This window comes from Streptomyces beigongshangae, from assembly GCF_019710745.1.
GTDB classification, from domain to species: Bacteria; Actinomycetota; Actinomycetes; order Streptomycetales; family Streptomycetaceae; genus Streptomyces; species Streptomyces beigongshangae.
In genome coordinates, this window is record NZ_JAHKJW010000048.1 from 26,647 (window position 1) to 39,053 (window position 12,407).

The following is a 12,407-nucleotide window of genomic DNA, read 5'->3' on the forward strand; positions in this document are numbered from 1 at the left end:
TCCGGGCGGGCTCAGGCGGTGGCGGCGTAGCGGCCGGCGAGGCGGGCGAGGCCCAGCAGGCCGCGCAGGGTCCCGGCCTCGTAGGCGGTGCGGAACAGGCCCCGGCGCTGGAGTTCGGGGACCAGGCCCCGGGTGACGGCGGGCAGGTCGTGTCCGGCGACGGCCGGCCGCAGCCGGAAGCCGGTCAGCCCTTCCTCCGCCAGCTCCTGCAACAGGTCCGCGAGTCGGGCGGGCGTACCGGCGAAGATGCGGGCGTCGCTCTCGTACGGCTCCCCCGCGAGGGCGTCGAGACGGCCGCGGCGGTCCTCGGCGGCGGCCTGGTCGTCGTCGAGGAGGACCACCAGGTCGCCGAAGACGTGCAGGGGTTCACCGGCGCGTCCGGCCGCCTCCTGCTCGGCGCGGATCTCGGCGACGATCGCGCGGGCCTGGCCGGCGTCGTGCGGAGTGACGTAGCCGACGTCGGCCTGGCGGGCCACCAGCCGGTACGGCACGGTCCGGTGGGCGAGAGCGGTGACCGGCGGCTGGCCCTGCGGCGGGCGCGGGGTGATCGAGGGGCCCTTGACGCTGAAGTACCTGCCCTCGAAGTCGATGTGATGCAGTTTGTCGCGGTCGACGAAGCGGCCGGTGGCGACGTCCCGGATCTCCGCGTCGTCCTCCCAGCTGTCCCAGAGCCGGCGCACCACCTCGACGTGGTCGGCGGCCTCGTCGAAGAGGTCGGCCAGCCGCTCCTGACCGGCCGGGGTCCGCAACTCCGCCGGGCCGAGCGGCGGGAAGGTGCGGCGGCCGAAGTGGGCGGCCTCGTGCGGTCGGGGCGAGACCTGCACGCGCAGGCCCGCGCGGCCGGTGCTGACGTAGTCGAGGGTGGCGATCGCCTTGGAGACGTGGAACGGCTCCGTGTGGGTCGCGATCACCGTCGGGACCAGGCCGATGTGCCGGGTGAGGGGTGCGACGCGGGAGGCGGTCAGGACGGCGTCGAGCCGGCCGCGGACCTGGTCGGTGCGGCCGTCGGGTTCGCCGGGGCGGGAGGACTGCAGGGCGAGTCCGTCCTCCAGGGTGACGAAGTCGAGCAGACCGCGTTCGGCCTCGGCGACCAGGTCGGCCCAGTAGCCGGCGGTGAGCAGGTCCCGGGGACGGGCGACCTGCTCACGCCAGGAGGCGGGGTGCCAGCCGGTGCCGTCGAGGGCGACGGCCAGGTGCAGACGGGAAGCGGGGTTCGAGGACACGGGTGCCTTCCTGGAAGTCGGTCCTGAGGGTCGGTGCGTGGCCGGGAGCGGGGACGGACGGCACTGCCATGCCGTTTCTTCCGGAGCGGCGGCCCCGGTGTGCCGGACGAGCGGGAAGACGGTACGGCGGCGCAGGGTGAAGCCGATCGCCCCGTACAGCCGGATCGCGTTCACGTTGCCGGCCGCGGCGTGCAGGAAGGGGCGTTCGCCGCGCTCCTCGACACCGGCGGCGACCGCACGGACCAGACGGGTGGCCGGACCCCGGCCGCGGTGGCGGTCCAGCGCCCCGGCCGCCGGGGCGGCACAACTCGCTGGGTGGTAAAGGTTTTTGACGGTTCGTCGGTGGTCGGTGCCTCGGGAAGGGGATGGTGGCACCAGGGGGTTCGCTCATGGTGGGCTCCGGCTGGGTGGGTACACCCCAGGAGCGCGGCGGCATACGGGGGCGCACACGACGGCGGGGTACCGGGGGCTGGGGGACGACGGCACACCGCACGGGCGGTGTTCGTCAGGGGGTGCGAGGGCTGCGGGGAGGTGTCAGCCCCGGCAGCGGGCACGGCCCGGTGCGGTACACAGTGCGCTGTTCACGCGGAGCAGATCGACGGCGCGGTCGGCGGCGAGCAGGTTCACGTACGGCCGTACGCAGCCCTGGGAGCGGCGTGCGGCCGTCCTGGGAGCTGCGTACATGGCGTCACCGTCACCGTTCCGGCCCTGTGGGCCTCGCGCTCACCGAAGGACGTCTTCGGTCCGGTCGTCACCTGGGGCACCCCACCGTGGTGCGAGGGTTGCCGGTCAGCCAGCCAGGGCTTGTCGCTGACGCTCATGACCATTCTGGGCGGTAGCCAATACAACCACCCGGACGGATGTCAACGCCGGTCCACCAGGTGGAACGGCTAACGGGCCGAGTGCGCCGCCCAGTCCAGGATCTGGACGGCCGCTCCGGCGGCCTCCAGGCCGTGGCAGCGGGCGCGGTGACGGCGTGCGATGCCGTCGAGGTCGAGGGGGCCGCCGAAGGCGGGGTGGACGGCCAGGCGGCGGGCGTAGGCCCACAGGGCCGGGTGGTCCGCGATGCGCTGGACCGCGGCGGCGTCGAGGTGGTTGCGGTGGACGGTGTCGAGCTGGACCAGGGCGACCCACAGCTCGACGTCGGCGGCGGTGATCCCGTCGCGGATCAGGTACGCGCGCCCTGCGAGCCGGCGTTCCAGGGCGCCGAGCGTCTCCAGCAGCGTGGTCAGGGCGGTGTCGCGTCCCGTCGGCTCGCCGCCGGCCGACCCGGCGCGCTGCGCGGCCCGCTCGATGCCCTGCGCGCACATCCGCTCGACCGTCCCGGTCTCCGGCTCCGCGCCGCACGGGTAGAGCGGGGGGCGGTCACCGGCGAACCGGCGGTCGAGGTCGCGCATGATGTCCGGGGCGTGGGTGCTGACGATCCGTCCGGACCAGCCGTCGCTGAACACCGGCGCGACGGCCGGGCCGGTGTACCGGTGGGCACTGGCCTCGTACAGCGGCCGCAGGGCCGAGTGGCCGCCCCCGGGGCTGTCGGGGACGGCCGGCAGGAAGGTGACCGGACAGACGGTGTCCAGGCCGAGCAGGCCGTGGGTGACGGCGATGCGCAGGCCGTCGGGACAGGCGGTCGACAGATGGAGGCGGTAGCGGCCCGGAACGGCGTAGTGGCCGCTGCGCGCGTCCCGGCCTATACGGCCCCGGAAGGCGGGCGCGGGTCGGTCGGCGGCGTGGGCGGCCAGCGGTGTGACGGTCATGACTCTCCCCGGGGGCGGGCGCGGACGTACGCGCGGCGGAAGCGGCGTCGGGTGAGGGAGCGGGACTCATCCGCGCGCTCCGGAAGGCGTGGGCCCCGCTCGCGGGGCGCCGTCGGCGCGGGACGGAATGGGACGGGCGGGCGCGGCTCAGCCCTTGGGGCTGATCGCGCTGCAGACACGCAGCAGATCGATGTGACGGCGGGAGGTCAGGAGAGGCGAACGGCGCATGTGTGCGGTCACCGGCCCCGGACGCCTCACGCTTTCCCTACCTGTTCACTAGGATTCCCACAAGGAGTGTCGATCCGACCGGCACCGGCGTCAAGAGGGCCGTCCCGCATCGCGGACACCGGGCGTCGGCGGCCGGGGCGGCGTCCGGCGCCGTGCGCGGACTCTCCGCCCGTGGCGCATTTCAGTGGTGTCTCCTCGGCCCGCGGCCCGTGCGCCGATGAATGTCGTGGTCCGCTGCGGTCCATGTCCGCGGTGGCCGTGCGGGCAGTCGGCCACGCCGCACATCACCGTTGGGCGAACAGCCCCGAGGCGAGGAGAACCGTGATCATCATTGCCGGGAAGCTGTGGGTGGACGCCGCCGACCGCGACGCGTATCTGGCCGGATGCTCGGAGGTCGTCGAGCGGGCCCGTGCCGCCGCGGGCTGCCTCGATTTCGCCCTGTCGGCCGACTTGTCCGAGCCGGACCGGATCAACGTGTACGAGCGCTGGGAGACCGACGAGGCTCTCGCCCGCTTCCGTGAAGCGGGTCCGGACCCCCAGCAGGCGGCTCGCATCCGCGACGCGGAGGTGAGCAGGTACCGGATCTCCGGTGTCGAGTCCCCGTAGGTCGTACCCGCAGGCGGTACCCGCAGGCCATGGCTCCGCCCGTCACGGGCGGAGCCGGCTCCCGTTCCCACCGCCGGCGGCCCGCGCCGGGGCCCCGGTCCCTCGCGCCCGCCGTAAGGGATCCGTCAAGGACGGACGGGCCTGCGTATGGGAGGCGTCAACGGCGCTCGTATTCAGCCAAAGAGGCGGTTTCCTTCAGTCGTCCGTCGGAACCGAACCTCATCTAGGAGCTCACGATGGCCGATCTGGCCTTCGTCGTCACCACGATCGCGGTCTTCGCGCTGGTGGCCCTCGTCGCCAAGGGGGTGACGAAGCTGTGAGCGTCGAAAACATCGTCGGCCTGCTCGTGGCCGTCGCCCTGCTGGGTTATCTCGTCCTCGCCCTGATCTTCCCGGAGAGGTTCTGACCGTGACATCAGCGGCTACGGCGGCGGGCGACATAGGTCCCGTGCTCGCCGGCGTGCTCCAGTTCCTCGCCCTGGCGGCGGCGCTGGCTCTCGCTTACCGTCCCCTGGGCGACTACATGGCCCGGGTGTACTCCTCGGACAAGCATCTGCGCGTCGAGAGGTGGATCTACAAGGGCATCGGCGCCAACCCGAACACGCAGATGCGCTGGCCCGCGTACCTACGCGGCGTGCTCGCCTTCTCCGCGGTGAGCGTGCTCTTCCTGTACCTGCTCCAGCGGCTGCAGGGCGTCCTGCCCGGTTCGCTGGGCTTCTCCTCGATCGACCCGGACCAGGCGTTCAACACCGCGGCGTCCTTCGTCGCGAACACCAACTGGCAGTCGTACTACGGCGAACAGGCCATGGGCCACGTCGTGCAGACCGGCGGCCTCGCGGTGCAGAACTTCCTGTCGGCCGCGGTCGGTATCGCCGTCGCGGTGGCTCTCGTGCGGGGCTTCGCGCGCTCCCGCACCGGTGAACTCGGCAACTTCTGGGCCGACCTGGTGCGGGGCACCGTCCGCATCCTGCTGCCGATCTCGGTGCTCGCCGCGCTCGTGCTCGTCGCGTGCGGCGCCCTCCAGAACTTCTCCGGCATCCATGAGGTGGGCCAGTTCTCCGGCGGCTCGCAGCAGTGGAACGGCGGTGCGGTCGCCTCCCAGGAGGCCATCAAGGTGCTGGGCACCAACGGCGGCGGCTACTTCAACGCCAACTCCGCCCACCCCTTCGAGAACCCCAACGCGTTCTCGAACCTCTTCGAGATCTTCTTGATCCTGCTGATCCCGTTCTCGCTGACCCGCGCCTTCGGCCGCCTGGTCGGCAGCCTGCGGCAGGGGTACGCGATCCTCGCCACCATGGCCACCATCTGGGTGGGGTTCACGGCCCTGATGATGTGGACCGAGTTCGCCCACCACGGCCCGGCCTTCGAGGTCGCCGGCGGCGCGATGGAGGGCAAGGAGACCCGCTTCGGCGTCGCCGGCTCGTCGATCTTCGCGGTGGCGACGACGCTGACCTCGACCGGCGCGGTGAACTCCTTCCACTCCTCGTTCACCGGACTCGGCGGCGGCATCACCATGCTGGGCATGCAACTGGGTGAGATCGCGCCCGGCGGCACCGGCTCCGGCCTCTACGGCATGCTGATCATGGCGGTCATCGCGGTGTTCATCGCCGGGCTGATGGTCGGCCGCACCCCCGAGTACCTGGGCAAGAAGATCGGCACCCGGGAAATCAAGTTCGCGGCCTGCTACATCCTCATCACCCCGGCGCTCGTACTCGTCTTCACCGCTGCCGCGCTGGCCCTGCCCACGCCGGGCGACTCAATGACCAACAGCGGCGCGCACGGTTTCTCCGAGATCCTGTACGCCTATACGTCCGCCTCGAACAACAACGGTTCGGCCTTCGCGGGGCTGAACGCGGACACGCAGTGGTTCAACAGCACGCTGGGTCTCGCGATGCTGCTGGGCCGGTTCCTGCCCATGGTGTTCGTCCTGGCGCTGGCCGGCTCGCTCGCCGAGCAGAAGCCCGTGCCGGCCACCGCGGGCACCCTGCGCACCGAGAAACCCCTGTTCACGGGCCTGCTCGTGGGCGTGATCCTGATCATCACCGGTCTGACCTACTTCCCGGCGCTGGCGCTGGGCCCGCTGGCCGAGGGGCTGGCGTCATGACCACCCGCACAGAGAAGCAAGAGGACGCCGTGTCCACGACTACTCCCACCCGGGCTCCGCACAGCGACGTGCCCACGGGTCACAAGGACGAAAGCCGGGTCGGCGCCGGTCTCTTCGACCCGAAGCAGCTGGTCAAGTCGCTGCCGGACGCCTGCCGCAAGCTCGACCCGCGGGTGATGGTCAAGTCTCCCGTGATGTTCGTGGTGCTGGTCGGCTCGGTCCTGACGACCGTGTTCTCCTTCAGGGACCCGGGCGATTGGTTCGGCTGGGCCATCAGCGCCTGGCTCTGGCTGACCGTGGTCTTCGCCAACCTGGCCGAGGCGGTGGCGGAGGGCCGCGGCAAGGCGCAGGCGGACACCCTGCGCAAGGCCAAGACCGACACCGTCGCGCGCCGCCTGTCCAAGGACGGCACGTCCGAGGAGCCGGTGCCCGGTACCGAACTGCGCGTCGGCGACCTCGTGGTCTGCGAGGCCGGTGACATCATCCCCGGCGACGGTGACGTCGTCGAGGGCGTCGCGTCCGTGGACGAGTCGGCCATCACCGGTGAGTCGGCCCCCGTCATCCGTGAATCCGGCGGCGACCGCTCGGCCGTCACCGGCGGCACGAAGGTCCTCTCCGACCGGATCGTCGTCAAGATCACGACGAAGCCGGGCGAGACCTTCATCGACCGAATGATCGCCCTGGTCGAGGGCGCCGCGCGGCAGAAGACGCCCAACGAGATCGCACTGAACATCCTGCTCGCCTCGCTGACGGTCGTCTTCCTCCTCGCCGTGGCCACGCTGCCGCCGTCCGCGCACTACGCGGGCACGCACCTCACCATGGTCGTGCTGGTGGCACTGCTCGTCTGCCTGATCCCGACCACGATCGGCGCACTGCTCTCCGCGATCGGCATCGCGGGCATGGACCGGCTGGTGCAGCGCAACGTCCTCGCGATGTCCGGCCGGGCGGTCGAGGCCGCCGGTGACGTGTCGACCCTCCTGCTCGACAAGACCGGCACCATCACCCTCGGCAACCGGCAGGCCGCCGATTTCGTACCGGTCAGCGGGACGGCGGAGGCCGAGCTGGCGGATGCCGCCCAGCTCTCCTCGCTGTCCGACGAGACGCCCGAGGGGCGCTCCGTCGTCGTCCTGGCGAAGGAGAAGTACGGGCTGCGTGAGCGCACCCGGGGCGAACTCTCCGGCGCCGGGTGGATCACCTTCACCGCCCAGACCCGTATGTCGGGAGTGGACGTCGACGGGCGCAGGATCCGCAAGGGCGCGGCCGGTTCGGTCATCGCCTGGGTGAAGGAGCGGGGAGGCACGGTCTCCGACGACGCCGGCACCCTCGCCGACCGGATCTCCGAGGCCGGCGGGACCCCGCTGCTCGTGGCGGTCGAGGACACCCTCGGCGCCCGGGTGCTGGGTGTCATCCACCTCAAGGACGTCGTCAAGGACGGGATGCGCGAGCGGTTCGACGAACTGCGCCGCATGGGCATCAGGACCGTCATGATCACCGGCGACAACCCGCTGACCGCCAAGGCCATCGCGGACGAAGCAGGCGTCGACGACTTCCTCGCGGAGGCCACTCCCGAGGACAAGATGGCGCTCATCAAGCGCGAACAGGCGGGCGGCAAGCTCGTCGCGATGACGGGCGACGGTACGAACGACGCTCCGGCGCTGGCCCAGGCGGATGTGGGGGTGGCCATGAACACGGGCACCTCGGCCGCCAAGGAGGCCGGGAACATGGTCGACCTCGACTCGAACCCCACCAAGCTCATCGAGATCGTCGAGATCGGCAAACAGCTCCTGATCACCCGCGGTGCGCTGACGACGTTCTCCATCGCCAACGACGTCGCCAAGTACTTCGCGATCATCCCGGCGCTGTTCGCGGCGGTCTACCCGGGCCTGGACGAGCTCAACGTCATGCAGCTGTCCTCGCCCGACTCCGCGATCCTCTCCGCGGTCATCTTCAACGCGCTGATCATCATCGCCCTGGTGCCGCTCGCCCTGCGGGGCGTGCGGTACCGACCGCTGAGCGCGGACAGGCTGCTGCGGCGCAACCTCGGCGTCTACGGCCTGGGCGGACTGGCCGCACCCTTCATCGGCATCAAGATCATCGACCTGCTCATCTCCCTCATCCCCGGGATCGGCTGACGCCATGGACAACTCCGTCACGAACACCGCCCGGTTGCTCTGGGCAGGCCTGCGCACCCTCCTCGTCCTGACGGCGGTGACGGGCGTCCTCTACCCACTGGCCGTCACAGGCGTCGCCCAGGGGTTCTTCAACGACAAGGCGAACGGCTCCCGGATCAGGGTGGACGGCAGGGTCGTCGGCTCCTCGCTGATCGGCCAGGCGTACAACCTGCCGCTCGAAGAGGGCCAGGAGACCCCGGAACCGGACCTGAGGTGGTTCCAGGGGCGCCCGCAGAACGGCCTGGGCACCAACAGCGTCAACACCCGGTACGAGCTGATCCTGTCCGGCGCCACCAACCGCTCCGGTGACAACGGAGCCGTCGACGGCGCCTGCCCGAAGGACCCGGCGCAGGCGGAGGAGGCCACCCTCTGCCGGTGGGTCGTCGCCGCCAGGGCGGCCGTCGTCAAGGACAACTCGGTGAACGGCCACACCGTCGAGGAGGTGCCCGCCGACGCGGTCACCTCCTCCGGCTCCGGCCTCGACCCGCACATCTCACCGCAGTACGCCGGCATCCAGGTCCACCGGGTCGCCGAGCGGAACGGGCTGTCCGTCGACCAGGTCCAGGCACTGGTCGACGGACACACCGAGGGCCGTGTGCTCGGCTTCGTCGGAGAGCCCAGGGTCAACGTCCTCGAACTCAACATCGCCCTCGGGCAACTCGTGACGAGGAGCTGACGGCGTCACGTACACCGTGCGGGCGGCCCGGGTGCGGGTGCCCCGGGTGCCGGTGGTGGGTCACCAGGTGCTGTCAGTGGCCGGCGACGACACCGGACAGCTCGTTGGTGCCTTCCGGCAGGGTCGCCGAGGTGGTCTTCTCACCCGTTTCCAGATCGATGGCGTGCAGGACCTTCTCACTGGGCTCCGAGACGTACGCGGTGCCACCGCGGACGAAGAGGGTGGGGCGGGGCTGCTGCCAGTCCAGCGGCTCCTGCCACTTGCCCACGGCCGGGATCTTCTTCTCGACCTTGCCGCTGTTCTGGTCGATGACGTGGAGGGCGCCGTCGGTGCCCAGGACGAGCGCCTCGCCCTGCGGGCCGCGGCCCAGTGAGCGGAAGGAGTAGCTGGTGCCCAGGTCGACCAGGCGCAGCTTCTTCTTCTCGGTGTCGATGAGGGAGATGCGGGTGGGCCGCTCCAGCTCGGCCTCCTTGTCGGTCTTGTAGTCGCCCAGCAGGACCGGGGAGGTGTCGCTGCCGGCCTGGTTGCCGATGCGGCCGTAGTCGTCGGGGGCGTCTATCTTGGTGAACTTGCCGTCCTGGTAGATCAGGATGCCGTCCTCGCAGCCGACGGCGACGGCCTCGTTCTTCGCGGCCGCCTCGCCGTGCACCCCGGGGCACTTCTCGTTGCGCGTGATTTCCTTGTTGTCCTTGTCCAGCACCAGCGCGCCGGTCCGCTTCTCCTCGGTGCCGAGCGTGCTGAGGAGTTCGCCGTTGGCGAGTTCGATGGCCACGCCGTGGTGGGCCTCGGCGGAGGCGTAGGTGCGTCCTTGCGGCTTCTTGCCGCTGCTCAGGTCGGCGGGGTCGAAGACGTTGACCTCTCCGGTGCCGTCGGTGAAGAGCACCGTCTTTCCCGCGTGGCGCACGACGTGGCCGGGCTTGGCGCCCTTGTACTCGATGTCGGTGAGGTTCTGCCCGGTGGCGTCCAGGACACGGAAGCCGCTGTCCGTGGAGAGGACCACGTGGTCCTCGTCGCCCGCGGGGTTGACCCGGTTGAAGCCGGACATCTTGATGGTCCTGGTCACCTTCAGGCTCTCGCCGTCCAGGATGTACAGGCCGCCGTCGAAGGTGGCGACCAGCGGATTCTCGACCGCGGCGGCGGGTGCCGCGCTCGTGGTGCCCTCGGCCTCGGCCTTGGCGTCGGAGGAGGAAGAGGAGCCGTCCCCTCCGCAGGCGGTCAGGACCGTGGACACCGCCAGGGCCAGTGCGGTCCCGGTGAGGGCTCTGTCACGGGTCGTCTTGTTCATCGGTGTGTTCCTTTCCGGGCCGCCCGGTGGCGGCAGTGGTGGGTGACGGTTGCGGTCCGTCGTCCGGTGTGTGGCAATGAGGGGGGATCAGCCGGCGGTCAGGCCGTCGGTCATGGCGGTGGTGTTGGCGCGCATCATCCGCAGGTAGGTGTCGGCGCCGTCGCCCCTCGCCGTCAGCGACTCCGAGTAGAGCTCGACGACCCGCACCCGGTCGTCCAGTTCCGTGCGCAGGACCTCGGCGAGTTTCGTGGGCTGGGAGGAGTCGGCGAACACGGTGCGGACTCCGGCCTCGTCCATCGCCCTGGTGAGGGAGAGCAGGTCGGAGGAGCTGGGTGAGGCCAACGTGGTGCCGCTGGGGATCACAGCGCCTATCACCTCGAAGCCGAAGCGGTCGGCGAGGTAGCCGAAGACGTGGTGGTTGGTCACCAGGGAGCGCCTGTCCCCGGGAATCCGGTCGAAGGACTTCTGCATCCAGGAGGTCAGCTCGCCGAGCTGCTTCCCGTAGCGGTCGGCGTTGGCGCGTATCGCGCCGTCGTCCACGCCGTCGACGTGCTCGATCACCTGGTCCGCCATCAGGCCGGTGATCTTGCGCACCCGGTCGGGGTCGGTCCAGAAGTGCGGGTCGGGCTGCCCCTCCCCCTCCTCGGGGCCGCCGTCACCGGCGGTACGGAAGGTGAGCGGGTCGGCCGCCTCACCGGCGGCGAAGGTGGCGACGCCGGACTCGCGGGCGGCTTCCACGTGCCGCAGGACGTTCTCCTCCAGCCCCAGACCGTTGAAGACGACCAGGTCGGCGTTCTCCAGCCCGGCGGCCTGCACCGCCGACAACCCGAAGGAGTGCGGGTCGGCGTTGGGTTTCATCAGGACGGTGACGTCGGCTTCGTCACCGACGATCTCCCGGGTGATGTCGCCGAGGATGTTGGTCGTGACGACGATGCTGGGCCGGTCCTCACCGGTGGTGCAGGCGGAGGCCGCAGCAACCGTGAGGAGGGCGAGCAGGCCCATGCCCAGAGCGCGCAGCCGTGCCGCGGCCGTCCTCGCCCGCCGTTCCACCGCGGTCCGGCTCATCGGCCGGTCTCCGCCATGAGGACCGGCTCGATGTCCAGGTCGAAGGTGCGTGCGATGCGCAGGTCGTCGTTGTAGTCGATCTCGAACACCCTTTTGCCTTGGGGGTCGTTGACGTAGGCGCGGCTGCGATCGACCTCGATCACCGGGGCACTGCCGTCGGTGCCGGCCGGCGCTTCACCGGTGAGGAGCCTCTTGGTGCGCGTGAGGTGCTCGCCGGTGGCGATGTCGTAGCCGTGGAGTGAGCCGTCCCTCTCCAGGACGAGCAGCGCGGCGCCCTCCCCCGCGGTGTTGGCGGCGACGACGGGTCCGGTGTCCACGCGGGTCCACACCCGGTCCGTGACGTCCAGGACCCATACGGCGTCGTTCCCGGCCGCCGCGGTGAGGGTGTCACTGCCGGGCCGCTGCCTGAAGGCGGTGGCCCGCTCCTCCGGCGGGACGTCCCCGTCGTAGGGGATGGCCTCGGCGGTGAAGACGCCGTCCTCGTGGCTGACGAGCAGGGCGCCGTCGGCGCAGCCCAGCACGACACCGCGCCGGGTGACGGCGTCGCCCCGCGGCTCGTCGCACTCCGCGTCCGGGGCGGCCACGCGCTCGCCCTTGCGGTCGAGCACGACGAGTTTCGTCGTGCCGCCCTCGTCCGCGAAGGCCAGCAGGTGCTCCTCGTACGGTATGACGGCGCCGGTGTAGGTGCCGGCCGGCGTCCGGGAGGACGCGATCTCGCCCTTCTCCAGCTTGCCGCGGTCGTACAGGACGGTCCGCCCGTCGTCGGTCACCGCGGTCACGACGCGGTCGCTGCGCACCTGTGCCCGGTCACCCGCGGGAAGCTCGCCGACGTTCCGTATCGCCGCGCTGTAGTAGTGGACGTGGTCCCCGTGGTCCACCATCCAGGCGCCGCTGTCGAGGACGTGCGTGCCGCCGGGCGTGTGGAGGTAGCCGAACCTGCCGTCCGTGCCCAGCCGGACGGCACCCTCCGTCCGGGCGATCCTGTGTGTCTTGCCGGTGATGAGGTCGAGGACCCGGCTCCCACCGCTGCCGGGGTCGTTCAGGAGCAGGCGGGACTGCTGTTCGGCGGCCTCGCGTGCTCCCTCCACGTACCCGTGCGGAGCGGCGGACGAGGAAGTCGCGGCGGACCGGGAGTCGCCGGCGTTGCCCTTGCCCTTGTTGTCATCGTTGTCATCATTCATCTGCCCCGCGCAGCCCGTGGCGAGCAGAGTGGTGAGTACGAGTGCGGCCGAAGCCCACGAAGTAACGTTCCTGCGGACAGTCATGACGATCGGCTCAGATCTCTTTCGGTTGGCT

Annotated in this window: 12 protein-coding genes, 1 pseudogene and 1 riboswitch; of the genes and pseudogenes, 5 read left to right on the top strand and 8 right to left on the bottom strand. The window is 70.9% G+C overall.

Annotated features, from left to right (window positions below):
* Window positions 1-11: 11 nt before the first annotated feature.
* The 5 genes and pseudogenes from KM933_RS29515 to KM933_RS40505 form a co-directional block, all read right to left on the bottom strand.
* Window positions 12-1,223, bottom strand: a complete 1,212-nt coding sequence (locus tag KM933_RS29515) for an LLM class flavin-dependent oxidoreductase (protein WP_308013581.1) — start codon at window positions 1,221-1,223, stop codon at window positions 12-14.
* A gap of 177 nt (window positions 1,224-1,400) precedes the next feature.
* A pseudogene (locus KM933_RS40720) lies at window positions 1,401-1,598 on the bottom strand (GNAT family N-acetyltransferase); the annotation flags it as partial.
* A gap of 159 nt (window positions 1,599-1,757) precedes the next feature.
* Window positions 1,758-1,907, bottom strand: coding sequence for a hypothetical protein (locus tag KM933_RS29520; RefSeq protein ID WP_221357820.1), 150 nt, complete (start codon window positions 1,905-1,907; stop codon window positions 1,758-1,760).
* Window positions 1,908-1,937: 30 nt separating this feature from the next.
* Window positions 1,938-2,048: riboswitch (SAM riboswitch) on the bottom strand.
* Between the two features lie 65 nt (window positions 2,049-2,113).
* Window positions 2,114-2,977, bottom strand: a complete 864-nt coding sequence (locus KM933_RS29525; protein ID WP_221357821.1) for a glutathione S-transferase C-terminal domain-containing protein — start codon at window positions 2,975-2,977, stop codon at window positions 2,114-2,116.
* A 147-nt stretch (window positions 2,978-3,124) separates the two neighbouring features.
* Complete coding sequence (locus KM933_RS40505) at window positions 3,125-3,205, bottom strand: putative leader peptide (RefSeq protein ID WP_347355174.1); 81 nt, start codon at window positions 3,203-3,205, stop codon at window positions 3,125-3,127.
* A gap of 321 nt (window positions 3,206-3,526) precedes the next feature.
* Here KM933_RS40505 and KM933_RS29530 point away from each other — a divergent pair, with 321 nt between their 5' ends.
* The 5 genes from KM933_RS29530 to KM933_RS29550 all read left to right on the top strand — a co-directional run bounded on the left by KM933_RS29530 (window position 3,527) and on the right by KM933_RS29550 (window position 8,761).
* A complete protein-coding gene (locus KM933_RS29530; protein ID WP_221357822.1) occupies window positions 3,527-3,811 on the top strand; it encodes a putative quinol monooxygenase in 285 nt (94 codons plus the stop codon).
* A 316-nt stretch (window positions 3,812-4,127) separates the two neighbouring features.
* Window positions 4,128-4,217: a K(+)-transporting ATPase subunit F gene (gene kdpF, locus KM933_RS29535; RefSeq protein WP_221357823.1), complete on the top strand. Its 90-nt coding sequence runs from the start codon at window positions 4,128-4,130 to the stop codon at window positions 4,215-4,217.
* Between the two features lie 32 nt (window positions 4,218-4,249).
* Window positions 4,250-5,914, top strand: coding sequence for a potassium-transporting ATPase subunit KdpA (kdpA, locus tag KM933_RS29540; protein WP_221357876.1), 1,665 nt, complete (start codon window positions 4,250-4,252; stop codon window positions 5,912-5,914).
* Window positions 5,911-8,046, top strand: a complete 2,136-nt coding sequence (gene kdpB, locus KM933_RS29545; RefSeq protein WP_221357824.1) for a potassium-transporting ATPase subunit KdpB — start codon at window positions 5,911-5,913, stop codon at window positions 8,044-8,046. The genes kdpA and kdpB overlap by 4 nt, the downstream gene beginning before the upstream one ends.
* A gap of 4 nt (window positions 8,047-8,050) precedes the next feature.
* Entirely contained in the window at window positions 8,051-8,761 is a 711-nt protein-coding gene (locus KM933_RS29550) for a potassium-transporting ATPase subunit C (RefSeq protein ID WP_221357825.1), read from the top strand.
* Window positions 8,762-8,834: 73 nt separating this feature from the next.
* Here the strand turns inward: KM933_RS29550 and aztD are convergent, their stop codons facing one another.
* From aztD to KM933_RS29565, 3 genes are all read right to left on the bottom strand, one after another.
* Window positions 8,835-10,046, bottom strand: a complete 1,212-nt coding sequence (aztD, locus tag KM933_RS29555) for a zinc metallochaperone AztD (protein WP_221357826.1) — start codon at window positions 10,044-10,046, stop codon at window positions 8,835-8,837.
* Window positions 10,047-10,133: 87 nt separating this feature from the next.
* Complete coding sequence (gene aztC / locus KM933_RS29560; protein ID WP_221357827.1) at window positions 10,134-11,111, bottom strand: zinc ABC transporter substrate-binding protein AztC; 978 nt, start codon at window positions 11,109-11,111, stop codon at window positions 10,134-10,136.
* The gene (locus KM933_RS29565; protein ID WP_221357834.1) at window positions 11,108-12,376 is read right to left on the bottom strand and encodes a hypothetical protein; all 1,269 of its coding nucleotides are present in this window, start codon (window positions 12,374-12,376) and stop codon (window positions 11,108-11,110) included. The genes aztC and KM933_RS29565 overlap by 4 nt, the downstream gene beginning before the upstream one ends.
* Between the last annotated feature and the right edge of the window lie 31 nt (window positions 12,377-12,407).